The sequence below is a fragment of the Citrobacter sp. wls714 genome, from assembly GCF_005281025.1.
Taxonomy (GTDB): domain Bacteria; phylum Pseudomonadota; class Gammaproteobacteria; order Enterobacterales; family Enterobacteriaceae; genus Citrobacter; species Citrobacter werkmanii.
On sequence record NZ_SZWZ01000028.1, the window covers coordinates 1 to 21,986 of the forward strand.

24 protein-coding genes, 1 tRNA gene and 1 pseudogene are annotated in these 21,986 nt (G+C 51.3%); 9 read left to right on the top strand and 17 right to left on the bottom strand.

What is annotated here, in order from left to right:
* Nucleotides 1–108: 108 nt before the first annotated feature.
* From FDX11_RS04930 to aspA, 7 genes and pseudogenes are all read right to left on the bottom strand, one after another.
* A pseudogene (locus tag FDX11_RS04930) lies at nucleotides 109–204 on the bottom strand (GNAT family N-acetyltransferase); the annotation flags it as partial.
* A 160-nt stretch (nucleotides 205–364) separates the two neighbouring features.
* Nucleotides 365–440, bottom strand: a tRNA-Phe gene (locus FDX11_RS04935).
* Between the two features lie 305 nt (nucleotides 441–745).
* Nucleotides 746–1,321 (bottom strand): transcriptional regulator, encoded by a 576-nt coding sequence (locus FDX11_RS04940; RefSeq protein WP_006686267.1) that lies wholly within the window; start codon nucleotides 1,319–1,321, stop codon nucleotides 746–748.
* Between the two features lie 36 nt (nucleotides 1,322–1,357).
* Nucleotides 1,358–3,067: a protein-disulfide reductase DsbD gene (locus FDX11_RS04945; protein WP_137397576.1), complete on the bottom strand. Its 1,710-nt coding sequence runs from the start codon at nucleotides 3,065–3,067 to the stop codon at nucleotides 1,358–1,360.
* Nucleotides 3,043–3,390 carry a divalent cation tolerance protein CutA gene (gene cutA / locus FDX11_RS04950; RefSeq protein ID WP_003025447.1) on the bottom strand — a complete coding sequence of 116 codons (348 nt, stop codon included), beginning with the start codon at nucleotides 3,388–3,390 and terminating at the stop codon, nucleotides 3,043–3,045. The genes FDX11_RS04945 and cutA overlap by 25 nt, the downstream gene beginning before the upstream one ends.
* Before the next feature lie 131 nt (nucleotides 3,391–3,521).
* The gene (gene dcuA, locus FDX11_RS04955) at nucleotides 3,522–4,823 is read right to left on the bottom strand and encodes an anaerobic C4-dicarboxylate transporter DcuA (protein WP_038636462.1); all 1,302 of its coding nucleotides are present in this window, start codon (nucleotides 4,821–4,823) and stop codon (nucleotides 3,522–3,524) included.
* A 114-nt stretch (nucleotides 4,824–4,937) separates the two neighbouring features.
* Nucleotides 4,938–6,374 carry an aspartate ammonia-lyase gene (gene aspA / locus FDX11_RS04960; protein ID WP_032940252.1) on the bottom strand — a complete coding sequence of 479 codons (1,437 nt, stop codon included), beginning with the start codon at nucleotides 6,372–6,374 and terminating at the stop codon, nucleotides 4,938–4,940.
* Between the two features lie 337 nt (nucleotides 6,375–6,711).
* Here aspA and FDX11_RS04965 point away from each other — a divergent pair, with 337 nt between their 5' ends.
* Nucleotides 6,712–7,188, top strand: a complete 477-nt coding sequence (locus FDX11_RS04965) for an FxsA family protein (RefSeq protein ID WP_006686272.1) — start codon at nucleotides 6,712–6,714, stop codon at nucleotides 7,186–7,188.
* A gap of 49 nt (nucleotides 7,189–7,237) precedes the next feature.
* Here FDX11_RS04965 and yjeH read toward each other — a convergent pair whose 3' ends face one another.
* Nucleotides 7,238–8,503, bottom strand: a complete 1,266-nt coding sequence (gene yjeH / locus FDX11_RS04970; RefSeq protein WP_061382719.1) for an L-methionine/branched-chain amino acid transporter — start codon at nucleotides 8,501–8,503, stop codon at nucleotides 7,238–7,240.
* A gap of 275 nt (nucleotides 8,504–8,778) precedes the next feature.
* Between yjeH and FDX11_RS04975 the strand changes: the two genes are divergently transcribed.
* The 3 genes from FDX11_RS04975 (at nucleotide 8,779) to FDX11_RS04985 (ending at nucleotide 11,249) form a co-directional block, all read left to right on the top strand.
* Nucleotides 8,779–9,072 carry a co-chaperone GroES gene (locus tag FDX11_RS04975; protein ID WP_000027827.1) on the top strand — a complete coding sequence of 98 codons (294 nt, stop codon included), beginning with the start codon at nucleotides 8,779–8,781 and terminating at the stop codon, nucleotides 9,070–9,072.
* 43 nt (nucleotides 9,073–9,115) lie between these two features.
* Nucleotides 9,116–10,762 carry a chaperonin GroEL gene (groL, locus tag FDX11_RS04980; protein ID WP_006686275.1) on the top strand — a complete coding sequence of 549 codons (1,647 nt, stop codon included), beginning with the start codon at nucleotides 9,116–9,118 and terminating at the stop codon, nucleotides 10,760–10,762.
* Nucleotides 10,763–10,895: 133 nt separating this feature from the next.
* Complete coding sequence (locus FDX11_RS04985; RefSeq protein WP_042312852.1) at nucleotides 10,896–11,249, top strand: DUF4156 domain-containing protein; 354 nt, start codon at nucleotides 10,896–10,898, stop codon at nucleotides 11,247–11,249.
* An 88-nt stretch (nucleotides 11,250–11,337) separates the two neighbouring features.
* On the opposite strand, the gene yjeJ is transcribed toward FDX11_RS04985, so the two are convergent.
* A complete protein-coding gene (yjeJ, locus tag FDX11_RS04990; protein WP_137397577.1) occupies nucleotides 11,338–12,201 on the bottom strand; it encodes a YjeJ family protein in 864 nt (287 codons plus the stop codon).
* A 184-nt stretch (nucleotides 12,202–12,385) separates the two neighbouring features.
* Nucleotides 12,386–13,414 carry an EF-P beta-lysylation protein EpmB gene (gene epmB / locus FDX11_RS04995; RefSeq protein WP_137397578.1) on the bottom strand — a complete coding sequence of 343 codons (1,029 nt, stop codon included), beginning with the start codon at nucleotides 13,412–13,414 and terminating at the stop codon, nucleotides 12,386–12,388.
* 41 nt (nucleotides 13,415–13,455) lie between these two features.
* On the opposite strand from epmB, the gene efp reads away from it, so the two are divergent.
* The 3 genes from efp to ecnB all read left to right on the top strand — a co-directional run bounded on the left by efp (nucleotide 13,456) and on the right by ecnB (nucleotide 14,468).
* The gene (gene efp, locus FDX11_RS05000) at nucleotides 13,456–14,022 is read left to right on the top strand and encodes an elongation factor P (RefSeq protein WP_006686282.1); all 567 of its coding nucleotides are present in this window, start codon (nucleotides 13,456–13,458) and stop codon (nucleotides 14,020–14,022) included.
* Nucleotides 14,023–14,079: 57 nt separating this feature from the next.
* Nucleotides 14,080–14,214, top strand: coding sequence for a lipoprotein antitoxin entericidin A (gene ecnA / locus FDX11_RS05005; protein ID WP_016151394.1), 135 nt, complete (start codon nucleotides 14,080–14,082; stop codon nucleotides 14,212–14,214).
* A 107-nt stretch (nucleotides 14,215–14,321) separates the two neighbouring features.
* Entirely contained in the window at nucleotides 14,322–14,468 is a 147-nt protein-coding gene (gene ecnB / locus FDX11_RS05010) for a lipoprotein toxin entericidin B (RefSeq protein WP_032940256.1), read from the top strand.
* Nucleotides 14,469–14,498: 30 nt separating this feature from the next.
* Here ecnB and FDX11_RS05015 read toward each other — a convergent pair whose 3' ends face one another.
* Complete coding sequence (locus FDX11_RS05015) at nucleotides 14,499–15,098, bottom strand: LuxR C-terminal-related transcriptional regulator (protein ID WP_042312843.1); 600 nt, start codon at nucleotides 15,096–15,098, stop codon at nucleotides 14,499–14,501.
* A gap of 255 nt (nucleotides 15,099–15,353) precedes the next feature.
* Here FDX11_RS05015 and sugE point away from each other — a divergent pair, with 255 nt between their 5' ends.
* Nucleotides 15,354–15,671, top strand: a complete 318-nt coding sequence (sugE, locus tag FDX11_RS05020) for a quaternary ammonium compound efflux SMR transporter SugE (protein ID WP_000118520.1) — start codon at nucleotides 15,354–15,356, stop codon at nucleotides 15,669–15,671.
* Here sugE and FDX11_RS05025 read toward each other — a convergent pair.
* Together FDX11_RS05025 and blaCMY are read right to left on the bottom strand one after the other, a co-directional pair.
* Nucleotides 15,668–16,201 (bottom strand): lipocalin family protein, encoded by a 534-nt coding sequence (locus FDX11_RS05025; protein WP_042312840.1) that lies wholly within the window; start codon nucleotides 16,199–16,201, stop codon nucleotides 15,668–15,670. The genes sugE and FDX11_RS05025 overlap by 4 nt on opposite strands.
* Nucleotides 16,202–16,295: 94 nt before the next feature.
* Nucleotides 16,296–17,441, bottom strand: coding sequence for a CMY-2 family class C beta-lactamase (blaCMY, locus tag FDX11_RS05030; RefSeq protein ID WP_042312838.1), 1,146 nt, complete (start codon nucleotides 17,439–17,441; stop codon nucleotides 16,296–16,298).
* 131 nt (nucleotides 17,442–17,572) lie between these two features.
* Between blaCMY and ampR the strand changes: the two genes are divergently transcribed.
* A complete protein-coding gene (ampR, locus tag FDX11_RS05035) occupies nucleotides 17,573–18,448 on the top strand; it encodes a LysR family transcriptional regulator AmpR (RefSeq protein WP_137365180.1) in 876 nt (291 codons plus the stop codon).
* A gap of 18 nt (nucleotides 18,449–18,466) precedes the next feature.
* Here the strand turns inward: ampR and frdD are convergent, their stop codons facing one another.
* From frdD to frdA, 4 genes are read right to left on the bottom strand one after another with little or no spacing between them, the layout of a single operon-like run.
* Nucleotides 18,467–18,823: a fumarate reductase subunit FrdD gene (frdD, locus tag FDX11_RS05040; RefSeq protein ID WP_003025535.1), complete on the bottom strand. Its 357-nt coding sequence runs from the start codon at nucleotides 18,821–18,823 to the stop codon at nucleotides 18,467–18,469.
* 10 nt (nucleotides 18,824–18,833) lie between these two features.
* Nucleotides 18,834–19,229: a fumarate reductase subunit FrdC gene (gene frdC / locus FDX11_RS05045; RefSeq protein ID WP_006686290.1), complete on the bottom strand. Its 396-nt coding sequence runs from the start codon at nucleotides 19,227–19,229 to the stop codon at nucleotides 18,834–18,836.
* A 10-nt stretch (nucleotides 19,230–19,239) separates the two neighbouring features.
* Nucleotides 19,240–19,974 (bottom strand): fumarate reductase iron-sulfur protein, encoded by a 735-nt coding sequence (gene frdB, locus FDX11_RS05050; RefSeq protein WP_006686291.1) that lies wholly within the window; start codon nucleotides 19,972–19,974, stop codon nucleotides 19,240–19,242.
* Nucleotides 19,967–21,757 carry a fumarate reductase (quinol) flavoprotein subunit gene (gene frdA / locus FDX11_RS05055; RefSeq protein ID WP_038636496.1) on the bottom strand — a complete coding sequence of 597 codons (1,791 nt, stop codon included), beginning with the start codon at nucleotides 21,755–21,757 and terminating at the stop codon, nucleotides 19,967–19,969. Before frdA ends, frdB begins: the two co-directional genes overlap by 8 nt.
* Nucleotides 21,758–21,986: the final 229 nt, after the last annotated feature.

The window sequence follows — 21,986 nt, forward strand, 5'->3', positions numbered from 1 at the left end:
GGATGCGGCGTAAACGCCTTATCCGGCCTGCGCTGGGCTGAACGTATTTTGTAGGCCTGATAAGCGCAGCGCATCAGGCAATTCCGCACCACGCAAAAGCTTGTCCTGCTACCCGCGCACGAGACTGAGCAACGGGTACGGTCGCCCAAGATCGTCCACCTCTGTACGTCCCGTCACGCTGAATCCCATTTTTATATAGTATCCCTGGCGTCTGCTTACTGAAGTTGGCTGCTAACTGCGAGATTGAGTTTGCGTGTGGAGTTGGTGAGAGGTGGTGGCTCAGAAATAGAGTAAAACGATCGGCTGGAAGCTATCAGAAACTACAAAAGCAAAAACCCGCCTTGTGGGCGGGTTCTTTAAATAGTGGTGCCCGGACTCGGAATCGAACCAAGGACACGGGGATTTTCAATCCCCTGCTCTACCGACTGAGCTATCCGGGCAACGGGGCGCATTAAACCGTATTCACGTCTGTCAGTCAATCAAATTTCAGGAAAAACGGTTCAACCGCTTAATATTGCGGCAATCTGTGCGTTTGTGCCTGAAGTTTGCACAAATCTTCCAGACCGTCATGATGTCGACAGGGAATGCTGAGCGAAAGAAGAGGGCTGTATAGCAAAAGAGTAATTCGCTGCATTTTAATAAAACGCTGATCAGGGCGGTTAACAGATTATTTCGCACCACCGTGGCGATGGTGCGTTTTCAGCGACTGATGCTCACTCACTTCGGCCTGGACGGGCCTGTTCACTTAGGTTAGCGCGCCACCCATACGGCACTGGGCAAAGCGCAGAATATCTTCCGCCAGACGGTGTGCCGTTTCGACATCAGCATGGCTACGATTCACCAGCATGCGGCTCAGACATCCCTCCAGCACCAGTTCCATCTGTTTGGCGACCATGGCCGGGTCGTCAACTTCCAGCGTAGTCAGTAGCTCATGAGTGAAGTCATGCGCTGCTTTTTTTTGTTGGTCGGCTAACTGGTGGATTGGATGTCCAGGATCGGGATAAAACGTGCAGGCGGCAATGAACAGGCAGCCGGGATAGCGATTATTGCTCACACATTCGGATAGCGCGCTGTAGCGTGCCAGTAATTTCTGTTCAGCGCTCAGGGTCTCATCCAGCAAAAGCTGACGCCGCCAGATATCCACCCGCTGGCTGAGGTAACGTAACGCATCATACAGGATGGCTTCTTTATCTGGCCAAAAGCGCTGTAGTTCATCAAGCGGATAATCGATACGTTCGGCCACCATTTCCAGCGTGGTATTGGCTATCCCTTGAACCTCAAGTAATTTCAGGGCTTCTCCCAGGACATCTTCACGTTGCACGGTATTCTCCTCCGTATTTCCTTTTGCAAGTGTCGCTCACGGTTGACGATCGCGCAAATGTGCGCTGAAGGTCGCTGCGTCCATAAAGCCCGTTACCCGAGCCTCCGGATGCTCTTTACCCTCGGCATCAAAAAACAGGATAGTGGGCAAACCTAAAACCTGTAGATGTTTCAGGAGAGCGACATCCTTGGCATTGTTTGCAGTTACGTCCGCCTGTAAAAGCACTGTGTCGCCTAGCGCTTGCTGAACCTGCGGATCGCTGAAGGTGTACTTCTCAAACTCCTTACAGGCCACGCACCAGTCGGCATACAGATCCAACATGACGGGCCTGCCTTTAGCTTGTGCCAGCGCCTGATTTAATGCCTCCACCGAGGCCACTGGCGTGAAGTTAAGGTGTGTCTGGGTTTGAGCATGCGGCGTGCCAAACGCCCAGTCCTGCAATGGACGTACACTGACAAGCGCTGTGGCTAACAGGACAATCTGCACGATGCGCATCCAGGCGTGCTTTGCCTGCAGGCTGGTAATGAATGCCCAGCTAAAGAACGCGACGCCCAACAGCGACCACAGGCGCACGCCCCATACGTCGCCAATGATGCGTTCAAGCAAGAAGACGGGAAGCGCCAGGATGACGAAGCCGAAAGCGGTTTTAACCTGTTCCATCCATGGACCGCTTTTAGGCAGCAGGCGGTTGCCAAAGACGGTAATCAACATCAGCGGCAAGCCCATCCCCAGCGCGTACAGATACAGCGTACCGCCTCCCAGCCACATATTTCCGCTCTGAGCGATATACAGCAAAATCGCGCTTAGCGGCGCTGTTGTGCAAGGAGAACAGATGAGACCCGCAATCGCCCCCATCGTAAAGACGCTACCGGGAGAGCCGCCTTGCTGGCGGTTACTCAGCAACGTGAGGCGCGTTTGCAGTGAGGAAGGGAGTTGCAGCGTGAACAGGCCGAACATAGACAGAGCCAGCAGCGTAAAGATGATGGCAAGACCGATCAGAACATAAGGATGCTGTAACGCCGCCTGAAACTGTAATCCGGCGGCGGCAACAACCAGACCCAGCGCAGTATAGGTGAGCGCCATTCCCTGGACGTAGATAAACGTCAGCAGCAGCGCTCGCCCGGTTGATAACCGTTGCTTGCCGCCCAGCACGATGCCGGAAATCAGCGGATACATCGGCAGTACGCAGGGCGTGAAAGCGATGCCAATGCCGATTAGCAATGCCCACAGCGCGGAAAAGGGAAGTTGGGCTGCGGGCTGTGGTTTCTCTTCCGGGGCTTCAGTGACAGGTACGGTAGCCGGAGCCCCCCCGACAGCGGCTGACACTTCACTTAAAGGGACAGTTTTAGTTTCCGGCGGATAGCAAAAACCGGCGTCGGCACAGCCCTGGTACGTGACCGTTAATGTTGCGCCAGATGCGGCCCGATTAACCGTAACCGGAATATTCAACTGTTTACGGTAAATCTCACTTTTGCCGTAAAACTCATCTTCATGCCAGACGCCTGGCGGCAGTTTTACCTCGGCAATATCGGCCTGAGATGGCGTAATGCTTATCTGTTTGCGATAGAGATAGTAGCCATCTTTTACCTGCCATGAGAGGTTCAGATCGTGTTGGTTTTGCTGAAAATCAAAAACAAACGCCCGATCGGCAGGAACAAACTGCGAGCGGCCGGGCGCGTCAAATAATCCGGCAAAGGTAGATGTGCTGCACAGCAGCAGGATCAGCGTAAGGATGCGTTGAGCCATGAGCGGTAATCAAAGTCTCCGTGAGTGACGGGTAAAACCAGAAGTTCAGGTGTTTGATACGGGTGATGTGACTTCAGGCAATCGAGAAGGGCTTGCTGGTGCGTGACGGTGGTTTTTAAAATCATCTGGACTTCATATTCCTGCTCCAGTTTACCTTCCCAATAATAGAGGGAGGTTGCTCCGGGCAGAAGTGTCACGCAGGCTGCCAGCTTTTCCGCCAGCACTTTTGCAGCCAGATCCTGGGCGGTTGCTTCATCCGGAGCAGTACAGAGCACCACAACGGTATCGGGGATGGAAATATCCTGACTCTTTACATCAAGCATAAACACCTCGAAAGAACAGAGTAACCAGCTAAAGAGTGGTCACTATACAACGGACGAGGGAAGGATGTTAGCTAAAGCGGGGTGATGAAGCGGAGGAACTGCAGGGTGCAGAGGCACCCTGCAGGAAAATTTTACAACATGAAGCTGCCCAGCAAGAAGCCGAAGCAGACAGCCAGAACCACACCCAGAGTACCTGGGATGAAGAACGGATGGTTAAAGACGAATTTACCGATACGGGTTGTACCGGTGTCATCCATCTGAACCGCCGCAACCAGAGTTGGGTAGGTTGGCAGAATGAACAGGCCGGAAACAGCTGCGAAAGAGGCAACAGCTGTCAGCGGGGAAACGTTCAGCGCCAGAGCCATCGGCATCAGTGCTTTAGCGGTTGCTGCCTGAGAGTACAGCAGCGCAGAAGCAAAGAAGAAGATGACAGCCAGCAGCCACGGATGGCCCTGAATTACGCTACCTGCAGTATCTTTGATCCAGTCAATGTTATGAGATACGAAGGTATCACCCAACCACGCAACGCCCAGGATACAAATACAGGCGCTCATACCGGCTTTGAAGGTACTGGAGTTGAGGATGGAATCTGTTTCAACGCGGCAGATGATGGTGGTCAGCGTCGCGATGCTCAGCATGATGATCAGGATAGCGTTGGTGGTGTTCATCAGCGGTTTAGCGACCAGACCCAGGCTTGGGCTGTTGACGATCGCATAGACAACAACGCAAATTACGCCCAGCAGGAACAGCCAAACGGAGGTTTTTGCGCCTGCTTTGATTTCAACTTGTCTTTCACCACGCAGCTCAACCAAACCTTCTTCCAGACGCTTACGATAAATCGGATCGTCAGACAGTTTAGAGTTGAACAGCATAGTCACCAGGAAGGACATTACCAGAACGGCCAGCAGGGTGGACGGAATAACCACGGACAGCAGGTGAATATAGCTGATGCCATGACCTTCCATTACGGAAGACATGTAAACCACGGCTGCAGAGATTGGTGATGCTGTGATCGCAATCTGAGCAGAAACCACCGCAGTTGAGAGCGGACGGCAAGGTTTGATCCCTTGTTCCTTCGCAACTTCAGCGATAACCGGCAGAGTTGCCAGAGAGATGTTACCCGTACCCGCAAAGATGGTCAGGAAATAGGTCACGATGGGTGCAAGGATCGTGATGTATTTCGGGTTCTTACGCAGCAGTTTTTCAGTTTGATGAACCAGATAGTCCAGACCACCTGCAATCTGCATAGCTGAGATGGCAGCGATAACCGCCATGATAATGGAAATGACATCGAACGGGATATTACCGGGTTTTACGCCGATAGCGGCGAGAACCAGGACACCCAGCCCACCTGCAAATCCAATACCGATACCCCCAAGTCTGGCACCTAAAAAGATTGCCAGCAAAACGATGATAAGTTCTAAAACTATCATATTAGCCTTCCTTGTTGTTTAACAAGTTGATATTAAATTGTTGTTTTTAAGTAACTTCGTGCAAGAAAAAAGGCACGTCATCTGACGTGCCTTCTCTGGTACTACCCTACACGATTACTGTTCGCTTTCATCAGTATAACGTTTTGCTTTATAAGCCGGGTGCATCAGGTTCTGTACTGAGAAGATATCGTCCAGCTCGGCTTCGGTCAACAGGCCGCGCTCCAGGACAACTTCACGTACGCTCTTACCGGTTTCGGCACAAATTTTACCAACGATGTCGCCGTTGTGGTGGCCGATGAACGGGTTAAGGTAAGTAACGATACCGATAGAGTTGTAAACGAATGCTTCGCACACTTCTTTGTTTGCAGTAATGCCGCTAACGCATTTTTCCAACAGGTTGTAGCAAGCGTTGCTCAGAATGTGAATGGATTCGAACATTGCCTGGCCGATTACTGGCTCCATAACGTTCAGCTGCAGCTGACCTGCTTCAGACGCCATGGTGACAGTGATGTCGTTACCGATGACTTTAAAGCACACCTGGTTTACGACTTCCGGAACAACCGGGTTCACTTTAGCTGGCATGATGGAAGAGCCAGCCTGCAGTTCCGGCAGGTTGATCTCGTTCAGGCCGGCACGTGGACCAGAGGAGAGCAAACGCAGGTCGTTACAGATTTTGGACATCTTCACAGCCAGACGTTTCAGTGCGCCGTGCACCATAACGTATGCGCCGCAGTCAGAAGTAGCTTCAATCAGGTCTTCTGCAGGAACACAGGCAAAACCGGTTACTTCAGCCAGTTTTTTCACTGCCAGCGGAGAGTATTCTTTCGGTGTGTTCAGACCCGTACCGATTGCCGTTGCGCCGAGGTTAACTTCCAGCAGCAGCTCTGCAGTACGCCCAATGTTTTTCACTTCTTCTTTCAGCAGGATGCTGAAAGCACGGAATTCCTGACCGAGGGTCATCGGCACAGCATCCTGCAACTGGGTACGACCCATTTTCAGGATGTCCTGGAATTCATCGGCTTTTTTCTCGAAGCCTTCACGCAGCTGGTTCAGAGCATCAATCAGTTTGATGATGGATGCGTATACCGCGATACGGAAGCCAGTTGGGTATGCGTCGTTGGTAGACTGACATTTGTTAACGTGGTCGTTCGGGTTCAGGTACTGATATTCACCTTTCTGGTGACCCATCAGTTCCAGACCGATATTGGCCAGCACTTCGTTGGTGTTCATGTTGACGGAGGTACCCGCACCACCCTGGTAAACGTCTACCGGGAACTGATCCATGCATTTTCCGTTATTCAGGACTTCATCACACGCCGCGATGATGGCATTTGCCACACTCTTAGGAATGGTTTGCAGCTCTTTGTTGGCCATAGCCGCTGCCTTTTTCACCATTACCATGCCGCGAACAAATTCAGGAATGTCGCTGATTTTGTTGTTGCTAATGTAGAAGTTTTCAATCGCTCTCAGAGTGTGAACACCATAGTAAGCGTCCGCTGGAACTTCCCTGGTACCCAACAAGTCTTCTTCGATACGAATGTTGTTTAACATGTGAACCTTCTTTTTCAAGCTGCCAATGATTTGACTAAACACACAGGATATATGTGATTTCGATTGTTTCTCGACCGACGATTATCCCCTGCATCGGTCTGATACCCGAGATCATATGCTGGTTCAGGATTTCTACCGTAATCTGGATCACTTAAAACGTGGAATTTACCCCTTATTTATTATTCTGTGAAATAGATCACCCCTTTAGGATTAACACTAAATATTAGTGTACAAGCGGCTTGAAATTTTGCTAACCACCTCAATATCAAATCGATGCGATTAACATAATTTTTGGACAGACGTTGTACAAAACGCCTGTTATTAACAGGAGTCCCCTTTGCGCTGGATACCATTACTTGCCATTTTTCTCTATGTTTACATAGAGATATCTATTTTTATTCAGGTTGCCCATGTGTTGGGTGTTCTGATGACCCTGATTTTGGTTATTTTTACGTCGGTTATCGGGATGTCTCTGGTTCGTAACCAGGGATTTAAGAACTTTTTACTGATGCAACAAAAAATGGCGGCAGGTGAAAGCCCGGCTGCAGAAATGATCAAGAGCGTTTCGCTGATTATTGCCGGTCTGCTATTAGTGCTGCCTGGTTTTTTTACCGATTTCCTTGGTCTTCTTCTTTTACTACCCCCGGTGCAGAAGCATCTGACGATGAAACTGCTGCCACATTTGCGTTTTTCTCGTATGCCCGGCGGTGGTTTTAGCGCCGGAACGGGTGGGGGCGAGACCTTTGACGGTGAGTTTCAGCGTAAAGACGAGCATCGCGACAGTATTGAACATAAAGACGATCGTCGGGATTAAGTATCAGTTTGTAGGCCGGATAAGCGTTAGCGCTATCCGGCAAACATGTTTATATGCCGGATGATGGCGTCAGCGTCGACTTATCCGGCCTGCGGGGTAAAAACAGCCACAGCGCCGCCAGCATAATCAGCGCATAGAGACTCTTCCAACCGACCATCGCCAGCAATAGCAGACATAGCAAACCGCCAACGATCGCCAATGCGCGATAGTGTCCTTTCAGTAATCGACAACCTGCCAGCATGCACAGCAGATAAATCATAATAAAGATGCCGTTAGCGTAGACGATTAACGCATCGAGATTGATTTGCAGCATATAGATGCACAAGGTACTGACCACGCAGCAACCTAGCACGGCGTTCAGCGCATTGCGCGGAAGATGACGAGGGGACAGACGCGCCAGATAACTCTCCGGCTTGTATTGCGCTTGCGACCAGACCAGCCGGGCGAAACTTTGAATATAAATGTTGAGACTGGCAAAGCAGGCCAGATAACCAATAATGCAGGCAACCCACAGTGCCTGTACGCCAAACAGCTGTACAACAATTTCGGGCAGTGATGCCGCCGCTGCCATTTGCTCGCCGTAAGCGTCAAAATGAAGGACGACGACGGTGCATGCCCAGTAGACAGAACCTGCCAGCAGTAGACCGATCATCAGCGCGCGCGGGAAGTCTCGCTCCGGATTTTTAAATTCAGAGGCCAGGTGGGCAAATGCTTCAAGGCCGACAAAGCACCAGAACATCACCGACAGCGCGGCGAACAGTCCGGGAAGTTCAATTTCGCTAACCGCAGGGAAAGGGATTTCATTGGGTTTTAGATCGCCCGCCCACCAGATGGCGACAATGAGAGCAACGATCAGCCCGGCAATGACCGTTTGTAGGTTAGCGCTGGAGCTGGCGCCGCGGGAGCCTATGTACCAGACCAACGCCAGTGTACCGAGTTCTGCCAGCAGAAGCTGCTCGTCATGCCAGCCAAACATCGCCTGGCCGAATCCTGCGGCAATATGTAATGCCGCAGGTAAGCCCACGGGGATTACTGATAAAAACAACCATCCGGTGACGCGCTCCAGGCGCGAGCCAAAGGCCATACCGACAAAATGCGCCACGCCGCCCGCGCTGGGGAAATGGCGGCCGAGCACGGCGAAGACAATCGCCACGGGAAAGACTAAAACAATTAGCACCGGCCAGGCCCACAAGCTATTGTTGCCAGCCACCAGCGCAGCCAGCGCGGGGACGGCAAAAACGCCTGTACCTAACAATGATGTCGACAACAGGCCAACGCCCTGAGCCAGTCCCAGCTCTTGTTTCAGTCCGCTCATAAGTTGTTATCCGGTTATGCCCGTTGACTGGGCTACAGCGCAGATTTTTGATGGTATCACAATCGGATTTGCTTATGACGACGTGACTGAAATCGTTATGGAATGTGAGGTGCGTCGGTGTTTTGACGGGATTTTCTGCTGATAAAAATTTTTTTTCGCTTGCCCCCTTGAAGGCACAAAACCCCATCCCCATCTCTCTGGTCACTAGCCGGGAAACCGTTTACGGGCCGGCGTCACCCATAACTGATAAAGACTTTCTCAAAGGAGAGCTATCAATGAGTATTCGTCCGTTACATGATCGTGTGATCGTCAAACGTAAAGAAGTTGAATCCAAATCTGCTGGCGGCATCGTACTGACCGGTTCTGCAGCAGGTAAATCAACTCGTGGCGAAATCATCGCTGTCGGTAAGGGTCGCATCCTGGACAACGGTACCGTACAGCCGCTGGACGTGAAAGTCGGCGATATCGTTATTTTCAACGATGGCTACGGTGTTAAATCTGAGAAGATCGACAATGAAGAAGTGTTGATCATGTCTGAAAGTGACATCCTGGCAATTGTTGAAGCCTAATCCGCGAACGACACTGAACATACGAATTTAAGGGAAAGAGAAAATGGCAGCTAAAGACGTAAAATTCGGTAACGACGCTCGTGTGAAAATGCTGCGCGGCGTCAACGTACTGGCAGATGCAGTGAAAGTTACCCTCGGTCCAAAAGGCCGTAACGTAGTTCTGGATAAATCTTTCGGTGCACCGACCATCACTAAAGATGGTGTTTCCGTAGCACGTGAAATCGAACTGGAAGACAAGTTCGAAAACATGGGTGCGCAGATGGTGAAAGAAGTTGCCTCTAAAGCGAACGATGCTGCAGGCGACGGTACCACCACCGCAACCGTACTGGCTCAGTCCATCATCACTGAAGGTCTGAAAGCTGTTGCTGCGGGTATGAACCCGATGGATCTGAAACGCGGTATCGACAAAGCGGTCGCTGCTGCCGTTGAAGAACTGAAAGCGCTGTCCGTACCGTGCTCTGACTCCAAAGCTATTGCTCAGGTTGGTACCATCTCCGCTAACTCCGACGAAACCGTAGGTAAACTGATCGCTGAAGCGATGGACAAAGTCGGTAAAGAAGGCGTGATTACCGTTGAAGACGGTACCGGTCTGCAGGACGAACTGGACGTGGTTGAAGGTATGCAGTTCGACCGTGGCTACCTGTCTCCTTACTTTATCAACAAGCCGGAAACTGGCGCTGTAGAACTGGAAAGCCCGTTCATTCTGCTGGCTGATAAGAAAATCTCCAACATCCGTGAAATGCTGCCGGTTCTGGAAGCCGTAGCGAAAGCAGGCAAACCGCTGCTGATCATCGCTGAAGATGTTGAAGGCGAAGCGCTGGCAACTCTGGTTGTTAACACCATGCGCGGTATCGTGAAAGTCGCTGCTGTTAAGGCACCTGGCTTCGGCGATCGTCGTAAAGCGATGCTGCAAGATATCGCTACCCTGACCGGTGGTACCGTTATCTCTGAAGAGATCGGTATGGAGCTGGAAAAAGCAACTCTGGAAGATCTGGGTCAGGCAAAACGCGTTGTTATCAACAAAGACACCACCACCATCATTGATGGCGTAGGCGATGAAGCTGCAATCCAGGGTCGCGTAACTCAGATTCGTCAGCAGATCGAAGAAGCAACTTCTGACTACGACCGTGAAAAACTGCAGGAGCGCGTAGCGAAACTGGCAGGCGGCGTTGCGGTAATCAAAGTTGGTGCTGCGACTGAAGTTGAAATGAAAGAGAAGAAAGCTCGCGTTGAAGATGCCCTGCACGCAACCCGTGCTGCGGTAGAAGAAGGCGTGGTTGCTGGTGGTGGTGTTGCGCTGATTCGCGTAGCGTCCAAAATTGCCGGCCTGAAAGGTCAGAACGAAGACCAGAACGTCGGTATCAAAGTTGCGCTGCGCGCAATGGAAGCTCCGCTGCGTCAAATCGTTCTGAACTGCGGCGAAGAGCCGTCTGTAGTGGCTAACACCGTGAAAGCGGGTGACGGTAACTACGGTTACAACGCTGCAACTGAAGAATACGGCAACATGATCGACATGGGTATCCTGGATCCAACCAAAGTAACGCGTTCTGCTCTGCAGTATGCAGCTTCTGTTGCGGGTCTGATGATCACCACCGAGTGCATGGTTACCGACCTGCCGAAAGGCGATGCGCCTGACTTAGGTGCTGCTGGTGGTATGGGCGGTATGGGTGGAATGGGCGGCATGATGTAATCATGTTGTTCTGAACCTCTCAGAATTGAAAACCCCCGGGCAGAATTGTCCGGGGGTTTTTCTTTTGGTCATCTTTTTAGTATATGATTCAGCTACGGACATAACGTCCAACTAATTGATTATGGGGAATGACATGCACGTGAAATATTTAGCAGGGATCGTTGGTGCCGCGCTACTGATGGCGGGTTGTAGCTCCAGCAACGAACTGAGTTCAGCCGGACAAAGCGTACGCTTTGTCGAAGACAAGCCAGGCGCAGAGTGCCAGCTGATTGGCACCGCAACCGGTACGCAGAGCAACTGGCTTTCTGGTCAGCATGGCGAAGAGGGTGGGTCTATGCGTGGTGCAGCGAACGATCTGCGTAACCAGGCCGCAGCAATGGGTGGTAACGTGATTTATGGCGTCAGCAGCCCATCACAGGGAATGCTGTCCAGCTTTGTGCCTACCGCCAGCGAGATGAATGGTCAGGTTTATAAGTGCCCAAATTGATAAACGCGGTTGATGCCGGATGGCGACGCTAAAGCGTCTTATCCGGCCTACGGTACACATGATCGTAGGCCTGATAAGCGCAGCGCCATCAGGCATTCTGAGCTTTATGCGCAGACTGAACGCGTAAATGATGTAGCGCGCGCAAACACTGATCCTGATTGAGCTTTTGGGTTTTATCACCCGTCAATGTTCTGACAAACACCTGGCACGGTACACCGGCAAGTTTTTTCAGTCGTGGGCTGAAGTCCAGAAGGCGTCGGGTAATGGCCTCAGCTTCTTTACTGCCGGAAAGGGCGCGAGTTTTTACTACTGAGCCACAGAATTGAGCTTTACCCTTTTCATCCTTATAGCGGTAGATAATCGCCAGGTAATGGTTAAACAGGTTAAGTTTCCATTCCGGTTGTGTATATGAATCATATTCAAGATTGTCGTTTTGCTGGCAATCAACATCGTACAGCGGTAAGAAATCCAGCAGCGATGTAATTCTTAACGCTAATTCCTGCATGCCAGCATTATTTATTGCATGAATGATTGCATGGGCTAATACCTGGATCTGCAGTTCATTAATCAGTAATTGGTGGGTTTGTCCGTCATGTAGCGTCAGAGAAAATGCTAAGCTTTCTCCTTTGTCATCCACTAACATCAGCGAATTGATGCGACGGTTTATATCCGCATTTTTTAACTCATCTTCCTGAATTAACGGGATATTCTCGTGCATCTTTTTACTGGCTTTGTCGCGTTCTTTTTCATATTGCAAACGCGCTTCTTTGCTAAGCTGGTGCTTCGCATGGAGTCTGCTCTCCAGGGCGATAAGCAAATCTCTTAGCCCCAACGGTGAGAGAAAAAACAGCGACTCTTTATTTCTTGGTTCTTTGATCTTAAGTGCCAGAGCAACAAATTCATTCTTCTGACGAATAACACCGGTATTAATACCCTTAATACTAATAACCATCCAGGGTTCTCCCTAACCATATATTTATTGGAAATCTACACTTGTATTAATTTATAAAATTTGCAAATGAGTTGTTGCACAGTGCTAGTTAAAATAGCACATATTAAAAGTGCGACTCTACCTGCTCGGATATTAAATACTCGGGATTGGTAGTGAGTGTCCATAATCGGACACTCACTAAGAATTATTGCTGGCGTAATTGCAGGTCCAACGGCGTTTTACTAGGTTCTCCGCCAATTTCTCGCGCCAGTTTAGGGACCATGTAACCGGAAACCAGCGTCAGCAGTTCACGCATAATCTGACGCGCTTCCTCGTCGCTGACCATAAAGTGGGCGGCACCCTGCACTTTATCCAGTACATGCAGGTAATAGGGCATAACACCCGCATCAAACAATGCGTTGCTAAGGTCGGCCAGGGTTTGGGCGTTATCGTTAACACCACGTAGCAATACGCTTTGATTGAGTAGCGTAACGCCTGCTTTGCGCAGTCTGAGCATCGCCTGACGAAATGTCTCATCAACTTCATTGGCATGGTTAATATGATTGACCAGCAGAATTTGCAGTGAAGAGTGAGCAAAACGTTCGGTCAGCCCTTCGGTAATACGCGCCGGGATCACAATTGGTAAACGGCTGTGAATGCGCAGACGCTTAATGTGTGGAATGGTTTCCAGCTGCGTGAGCAGCCAGTCCAGTTCGTGATCCTTGGCCATCAACGGATCGCCGCCGGAGAAGATGATTTCATCCAGTTCTGGATGGGCGGTAATATAGTCCAGAGCGACTTGCCAGTTGCGCTTGTTGCCCTGATTTTCGGCGTACGGGAAGTGTCGGCGGAAGCAATAACGACAATTTACCGCGCAGCCGCCTTTGACCAGCAGCAGCGCCCGGTTGCGATATTTGTGCAGCAGGCCGGGAACCACACTGTGCTGTTCCTCCAGCGGATCGGTCGAGTAACCGGGTGCGGCAACAAACTCTTCCTCGGCGGTAAGTACCTGACGCAGAAGCGGATCGTTTGGATTGCCTTTCTCCATGCGCGCAATAAACGCGCGCGGCACGCGCAGGGCGAAAAGTCGTCTCGCGCCGCGTCCGGCCAACAGTTTTTCATCTGCGTCTATATTCAAAAGATGCAGAAGTTCATCGGGATCGGTCACAACATCGGCAAGTTGCGATAACCAATCTTCTCTGGATGGGGTATTTAGGGTTACAATATGCGCCATTTTGTGGCTTAGCTACCAGTTAACAATTTTCAGAGGGCCTTATGGCAACGTACTATAGCAACGATTTTCGTGCTGGTCTTAAAATCATGTTGGACGGCGAACCTTATGCGGTTGAAGCCAGCGAATTCGTTAAACCAGGTAAAGGCCAGGCGTTTGCGCGCGTTAAGCTGCGTCGCCTGCTGACCGGTACTCGCGTAGAGAAAACCTTCAAGTCTACCGACTCTGCCGAAGGCGCAGATGTAGCCGACATGAACCTGACCTTCCTGTATAGCGACGGTGAATTCTGGCACTTCATGAACAACACCACTTTCGAACAGCTGGCTGCAGACGAGAAAGCGGTAGGCGATAACGCTAAATGGCTGCTGGACCAGGCTGAATGCATCGTGACCCTGTGGAACGGTCAGCCGATCTCTGTGACTCCGCCGAACTTCGTTGAGCTGGAAGTCATTGAAACCGACCCAGGTCTGAAAGGCGATACCGCTGGTACTGGCGGCAAACCGGCTACCCTGTCTACCGGCGCAGTCGTTAAAGTTCCGCTGTTCGTACAGATCGGCGAAGTGATCAAAGTGGATACTCGCTCAGGCGAATACGTTTCCCGCGTAAAATAAGACACTTATTTGATCTTGTGGCGCAGGTTGCTGCGCCATACTTTTTCCAGGGCAGGAATGATGAAACGTCTTCTCAGTCTTGTAATGCTTATCCTTTTCACCAGCACTCTACTGGCGGGCTGTAATACCGCGCGCGGCTTCGGTGAAGACATCAAACATCTCGGCAATTCAATCTCTCACGCCGCCAGTTAAACTTCTCACATAATCTGAAAAACGGTTGTTTATCCATCACACTTCCGGATCTTGTCTATTATTAAGTAGCTATACACAAACAATATTGGCTAGAAAAGGAAGACGTTATGATTAAGAAGACAATTGCTGCGATCTTTTCTGTGTTGGTACTTTCTTCCGTATTAACCGCGTGTAATACCACGCGAGGCGTAGGGGAGGATATTTCTGACGGCGGTAACGCTATCTCTGGTGCGGCGACAAAAGCTCAGCAATAATGCTCAACGGTACGACGCTGGGTCGTACCGTTAACTCTCCCTGTGTGGGAGTGAGAGGAACGGTGAGAAGCGGTTCCCCAGATGAAGCTTCAGACGAATATTTCGTTTATAGGTATACACCGTTTTGCCATGAATGCTGAGCGTGGCGGCTATAACCTGGTTACTCACGCCATCCATCCACATTGACAATACTTTCTCCTCCTGCGGCGTAAGTAGTGGCGTCGCGTTTTCGGCTAATGCTAATGTGGGGCGATCTTGTAGCGCTTCCTGAATCGTGTGTGTAAGTGCGTTTAGCGAGGTGTGTTTGGTTAATACCGAATAGGCGGTGGCTTGAGAAGCTGGGATGGACGCGTGTTGTCTGTCCGCTGATTGCAGTAAGATCAGAGGTATTACGCCACAGCTCATGAAAAAGGGCTTAACTGGCGGAGTGGAATGCGCCTCGCTAATAAAACTGTATAAATCCGCAATGACCAGATGCGGTTTCCACTGCAAAATATGCTCTTTTGCCAACAGAAGATTATTAATTCCTGATACCAGAAATGAGGAGTTGAACCTGCCAGAATGATTAAGCAATGCCTCTATCCCTGTGCGGGTAAAGTGGCATCGGTCAATCACTAAAATTTTAAGCATAAACTTTTCGCATTCAGAAGAGGGGCAATCGACTTTCTGATTTCAGAAAGCCCTTCATCATAGAGAACTCCGATGAGTGCCAAATGCGGGAACTACGCCGCTAATTATGCTTAATTCTTGCTTTTAACAGACGGTGAATAAAAAGGTTGAAATTCATTTTCTGTCGGGCAAAAATGCCATTTCACACACAGCTTTGCAGGACGACCTGCAAACGCTTCTTTCACCGGGGACGGCCCCATTGTTCTGGAGCCTGATATGTCCTGGATCGTTTTATTAATTGCCGGTTTGCTCGAAGTTGTCTGGGCGATTGGCCTGAAATATACCCACGGTTTCACACGTCTGACGCCAAGTATTATCACTATTGCGGCCATGATCGTCAGTATCGCCATGCTCTCCTGGGCGATGCGTACTTTGCCAGTTGGGACCGCCTATGCCGTCTGGACCGGTATTGGGGCCGTCGGGGCGGCCATTACCGGGATTCTGCTGTTGGGTGAATCCGCCAGTCCGGCGCGTTTGCTGAGTCTGGGGCTGATTGTGGCTGGCATTATTGGTCTGAAGCTGAGCACTCACTAAGTACCAGGCTGTTTTACCCAAATCAGTTTATTGACGTCAAACCCTTCCCGGGTCGCGATAGCCAACATTTGCTGCTTCATTTCATCTGAAATGGTGGGGGTCCGTGAAAGGATCCACAGGTAATCGCGATCCGGACCGCAAACCAGCGCGTGGCGATATTCCCGGTCGAGCGCAATCACGTTATACCCGCCGTAAAAGGGGCCGAAGAATGACACCTTGAGCGCAGCCCGATTTGGGTCGCCAGTGAAATAGGCTTTACCCTCCGTTTTTTGCCACATCTCTCTGTCCGGGTTATAGCCCTTATTGATCACGTTGATACCGCCGTCGTCGCGCAAGCTATACGTTGCGGTCACTTTTTCCAGTCCACGTTCGAAGCGATGGTCTAAACGTGCAATTTCATACCAGGTACCAAGATAGCGTTTAGCGTCAAAGTTATTCACAACGGTAACGCCTTTTGGCGGTGTAGGGGTACTGCAGGCGACAACCAGAAATGCAGCGGTAACTGCAGCAACGACGGGCAGAATACGCATAAGATTTTCCTTGCTGTTTTTTTGTTAAGTGTAGATGACAGCAGGAAAAAGAAGAGGAAGAAACGAGGTCCGCTATAGCGGACCTCGTCGTCAGTTACTGTAATTTTTCAAGAATGCGCCAGGCTGCATCGACGCGAGCAGGATTTGGATAGCTTTTGTTTGCCAGCATCACGATGCCAAGATTTTTTTCTGGAACGAAAGCAACGTAGCTGCCAAATCCGCCAGTGGAGCCGGTTTTATGCACCCATGAGGCCTTCACGGCCGGGGCTGGCGGATTGACCTCAACGGCGGGAAGCGCCGCTAACGCGACTTTACTGTCGCTACCGTTGATTATCGAGTCGGCATTCACCGGCCAGTTCAGCATCTCCCAGCCTAATCCCTGGTACATATCGCCAATACGCCAGTAACGAGCCTGCGCGATTTCAATTCCCTGTCGGAGCGTTTTCTCTTGTACCTGGCTGGCGTCCATGTTGGCCTGAACCCAGCGGGTCATATCGACAAGACTGGATTTTACCCCATAGGCTTCGGCATCAAGCTGCCCCGGAGATACATGCACGGGCCTTCCTTCGCGATAGCCCCAGGCATAATCCTTTTGTTCGCTCTGCGGAACCGTAATCCAGGTATGCGTCAGTTTTAATGGTTGCAGGACGCGTTTGGTCATCGCCTCTTCATAGCGCATTCCTGAAGGTTTCACCGCCAGTGCGCCAAACAGACCAATACTGGAGTTAGCATAGAGACGTTTAGCACCCGCGGCCCATTGCGGCTGCCAGTTTTGATAAAAGCGCAGTAATGCCGCTTTATCTGTAACATCGTCAGGTACCTGAAGCGGCAGACCACCCGCCGTATAGGTGGCCAGGTGCAGCAGGCTGATACCCTGCCATTGTTTGCCAGTTAATTCGGGCCAGTATTGGGTGACCGGATCGCTGAGCTTAATTTCACCACGGGCGATAGCATCGCCGCCCAGCACACCGTTGAACGTCTTACTGACTGAGCCTAGTTCAAACAGCGTTTGCTGGGTGACAGGACGGTTTTTGGCGATATCGGCTTTACCCCAGGTAAAGTAATAAGGTTTTCCCTGGTAGATAATTGCCACGGCCATACCCGGAATAGCCTGTTCTTGCATCAGCGGTGTGATGGTGCGGTTTACGATATCGGCAATCTGTTGTTCTGTTTTTTCGGCGGCAAACGTTGAGACAGAGGCTGTCAGCAGCAACGCGCAGCATAACGATTTTTTCATCATGAAATCAGTTCCGTAATAAAAAGCAAAAGGGTGTCCGGGCCCGTCAGACGCAATCAGTTTGTTTGATTTGCAGTGTGTTGACAAACGGTTAAATTTAGCAGCAGATATAAGTTTTTCTAACAGGCCAGATGATGACGCGTAGCTATATCCCCCTTAACTCGCTGCGGGCTTTTGAAGCCGCGGCCAGACACCTTAGCTTTACCCGCGCTGCAATTGAGCTCAACGTAACGCACTCTGCCATCAGCCAGCATGTCAAAGCGCTGGAACAGCAGCTAAATTGTCAGCTTTTTGTGCGCGGCTCTCGTGGGTTGATGCTGACGACAGAAGGGGAAAGTCTGTTACCTGTACTTAATGATTCTTTCGATCGTATGGCGGGGATGCTGGATCGTTTTGCCACTAAACAAACCCAGGAAAAACTTAAAATCGGGGTAGTGGGGACCTTTGCGATCGGTTGTCTTTTTCCTCTACTCAGCGACTTTAAGCGTAACTATCCGCATATTGATTTGCATATTTCCACCCACAATAACCGCGTGGATCCCGCCGCTGAGGGACTGGACTATACCATTCGTTACGGGGGAGGAGCCTGGCATGATACCGACGCACAATATTTGTGTAGCGCGCTGATGTCCCCGCTTTGCTCGCCAGAATTAGCCGCACAGATCAAGGTACCTGCAGACCTCCTGAAATTCCCGCTATTACGATCTTATCGGCGAGATGAATGGACGCTTTGGATGCAGGCCGCCGGAGAAGCGCCTCCGTCACCGACGCACAACGTGGTGGTGTTTGATTCTTCCGTCACAATGCTGGAGGCCGCGCAGGCAGGGATCGGAGTGGCGATTGCCCCGGTAAGAATGTTCACTCATCTGCTTGGTAGTGAACGTATCGTTCAACCGTTTCTAACGCAGATTGATCTGGGGAGCTATTGGATAACGCGTTTGCAATCCCGACCGGAGACATCTGCAATGCGTGAGTTTTCCCGTTGGTTGGCTGGGGCTCTGCACAAATAAAAAGGCCCGCCAATGCGATTAGATGGTCAGGATACCAATGGCCGTTACAACGGTCAGGATAGCTGCCAGTCCATAGAATACCCATTTGCCAGCAGGCACGTGGATTTTCAGGTCATGCATCGCGTGGTGCATACGGTGTAAACCGCACCACAGCGGCAGGACAATCATCAGGAACAGGAATGCGCGACCGATAAAGCTCTGCGCGAATGCCAGGACGCGTTCATAGCTGAAGGCATCAGGAACAAAGCCCAGCGGCAGCATAATGCCTACCAGCAGGATCATTACCGGCGCAATGATTGCGCTCCACATACCGCCTGCACCAAACAGGCCCCAGAATACGGGTTCGTCAGAGCGTTTTGGATTTGGATTAATCATTCCGGACTCCTTACCAGAACAGGGCAACAAACAGTATTACTACTGTCGCAACCACAGTAACCGCCCAAAGCCCTTTGATGATTGGCTCTGGCCCCATTTTTTCGTCTTTTACGATGATGTTGGCCGCTTTCGGCGCCAGCTCAAACCAGGTCTTGGTATGCAGCAGCGCGGCTGCCAGGGCGATGATGTTAAGGATCACCACCACCGGGTTCTGCAGGAACCCGACAAAGCCAGCCCAGGATTCCACACCGTGCTTAAGCGCAAACAGGCCGAAGATCAGTTCAATACTGAACCAGACAGCCGGAACGGCTGTGCCTTCACGCAGCATGTAAAAGCGATAAAACGGCAGTTTTTTCCACCAGGTGGACGTCATTGGCCGCACATAGGCGTTGCGTTTAGTCGTCATGTTGCACTCCTTAGCGTGGTTTCAGGGTTGCGATAAGAAAGTCTTTTGAACTTTCAACTTTACCCTGCTGAATGGCCGCAGCCGGATCGACGTGTTTCGGGCAGACTTCGGAGCAGTAGCCCACGAAAGTACAACTCCAGACGCCGTTCGGGCTGTTCAATTGAGCCATACGCTCTTTCTTACCGTGGTCGCGGCTATCTTCGTTGTAACGATGCGCCAGCGTAATCGCAGCCGGTCCAATGAACTCAGGGTTCAGGCCGAACTGCGGGCACGCGGCATAGCACAGACCACAGTTGATGCAACCGGAGAACTGATGATACTTCGCCATCTGCGCCGGAGTCTGGGTGTTTGGGCCCTGATCCGGTGTACGCGGGTTACCGATGATGTACGGTTTGATCGCTTCCAGGCTTTCGATAAAGTGCGTCATGTCGACGACCAGATCGCGCTCAATCGGGAAGTTGCCCAGCGCTTCAACCTTCATACCGTTGGTGTAATCACGCAGGAAGGTTTTGCACGCCAGCTTCGGCACGTTGTTGACCATCATGCCGCAGGAGCCGCAGATTGCCATACGGCAGGACCAGCGATAGCTCAGGTCCGGCGCCAGGTTATCCTTGATGTAGCCCAACGCATCGAGCAGAGACGTGGTTTCATCGTAAGGAACTTCGTAGAAAGCACTGTGTGGCGCGGTATCGGTTTCCGGGTTATAGCGCACCACCTCAACTTTCAGGTTTTTCATCTCAGCCATTCGCCTTCTCCTTCTTATCGGCTGCTTCCGCTTCGCCACCGTAAACACGTTTAGCCGGTGGCAGAGTGGTGATTTTCACGTCGCTGTATTCCAGGCGAGTCGTGCCGTCAGCATCGCGGAAGGCGAGGGTGTGTTTGAGGAAGTTCACGTCGTCACGCTCGGTGCAGCCTTCATCCAGACGCTGATGCGCGCCGCGGGATTCTTTACGCGCCAGAGCGGAGTGCGCCATACATTCAGCAACGTTCAGACCGTGACCCAGTTCGATGGTGTACAGCAGGTCGGTGTTGAAGACGCTGGAGGTATCAGTGATACGCACGCGCTTGAAGCGCTCCTGCAGCTCAGCCAGCTTATCAACGGTTTTCTGCATGAGTTCCGGCGTACGGTAGATACCGCAACCTTCTTCCATGGAGATCCCCATTTCGTCACGGATCTTAGACCAGTTTTCGTTACCTTCCTGGTTAACCAGATCTTTCAGACGTTTTTCAATACCGGCAACCTGTGCATCAAGCGCGGCACTGTTTGCAGCGCCAGCCGTTGCAGCACGTTCCGCAGCCTGCTCGCCGGCCATACGACCGAAGACCACCAGTTCCGCCAGGGAGTTAGAGCCCAGACGGTTAGCGCCATGCAGACCAACAGAGGAACATTCGCCGACAGCGAACAGACCTTTAATGCGGGTTTCACAGTGCTGATCGGTTTCGATACCGCCCATGGTGTAGTGTGCGGTCGGACGTACCGGGATCGGCTCTTTAACCGGATCGACACCCACGTAGGCTTTCGCCAGTTCGCAGATGAACGGTAAACGTTCGAGCAGTTTTTTCTCGCCGAGGTGACGCAGGTCGAGGTGAACCACATCGCCACGCGGAGTGGAAATGGTGTTGCCTTTGCGCCATTCGTGCCAGAAAGCCTGAGAAACTTTGTCGCGCGGACCGAGTTCCATATATTTGTTTTTCGGCTCGCCCAGTGGGGTTTCCGGACCCATGCCGTAATCTTGCAGATAACGGTAACCATTTTTGTTGACCAGAATACCGCCTTCACCACGGCAGCCTTCAGTCATCAGGATACCGGAGCCTGGCAGACCCGTCGGGTGATACTGAACGAATTCCATATCACGCAGCGGAACGCCGTGGCTCAGCGCCATGCCCATACCGTCGCCGGTTACGATGCCGCCGTTGGTGTTGTAACGGTAAACACGACCTGCGCCGCCCGTTGCCATCACGACTGCGTTAGCACGGATCTGTACCAGCGTGCCTTCCATCATGTTCATCGCGACGACGCCGCGAGCATGACCGTCGTCAACCAGGATATCCAGAACGAAGTGTTCGTCAAAGCGTTGAATCTGTGGGAACTGTAAAGACGTTTGGAACAGCGTATGCAGCATGTGGAAGCCGGTTTTATCCGCGGCAAACCAGGTACGCTCGATTTTCATGCCGCCGAAGCGACGTACGTTGACGCTACCGTCTTCACGACGGCTCCATGGGCAGCCCCATTGTTCCAGTTGCGTCATTTCAGTTGGGCAGTGGTGGACAAAGTAATCCACGACATCCTGCTCACACAGCCAGTCTCCGCCTGCTACCGTATCGTGAAAATGGTAGTCAAAGCTGTCATGATCCTGCGCGACAGCAGCAGAGCCGCCTTCGGCAGCAACGGTATGGCTGCGCATTGGGTACACTTTTGAGATCAGTGCGATTTTAGCGTTGGGATTTGCTTGTGCGGCAGCAATTGCAGCACGTAATCCCGCGCCACCGGCGCCTATAATGGCAAGATCGGCTTGAAAGGTTTGCACGACATTCCTCCAGATTGTTGTTATTTCATCCCCGCCTGAACTCAGATGCTTCATCGGCTTCAAACAGGTTATGAACGCGTTTCCACTGCTCCTTTATAGGTACAATAGTATAGTCTTAGGGATGTGCGGGAAATTTGACGTGTTCGATTTTTTTAGCGTGTCAAAGGGGGGAATTATCATTGAATTTGATTAATTTAATTACTAAACCACCCCATGTCGCTTTTTTTAC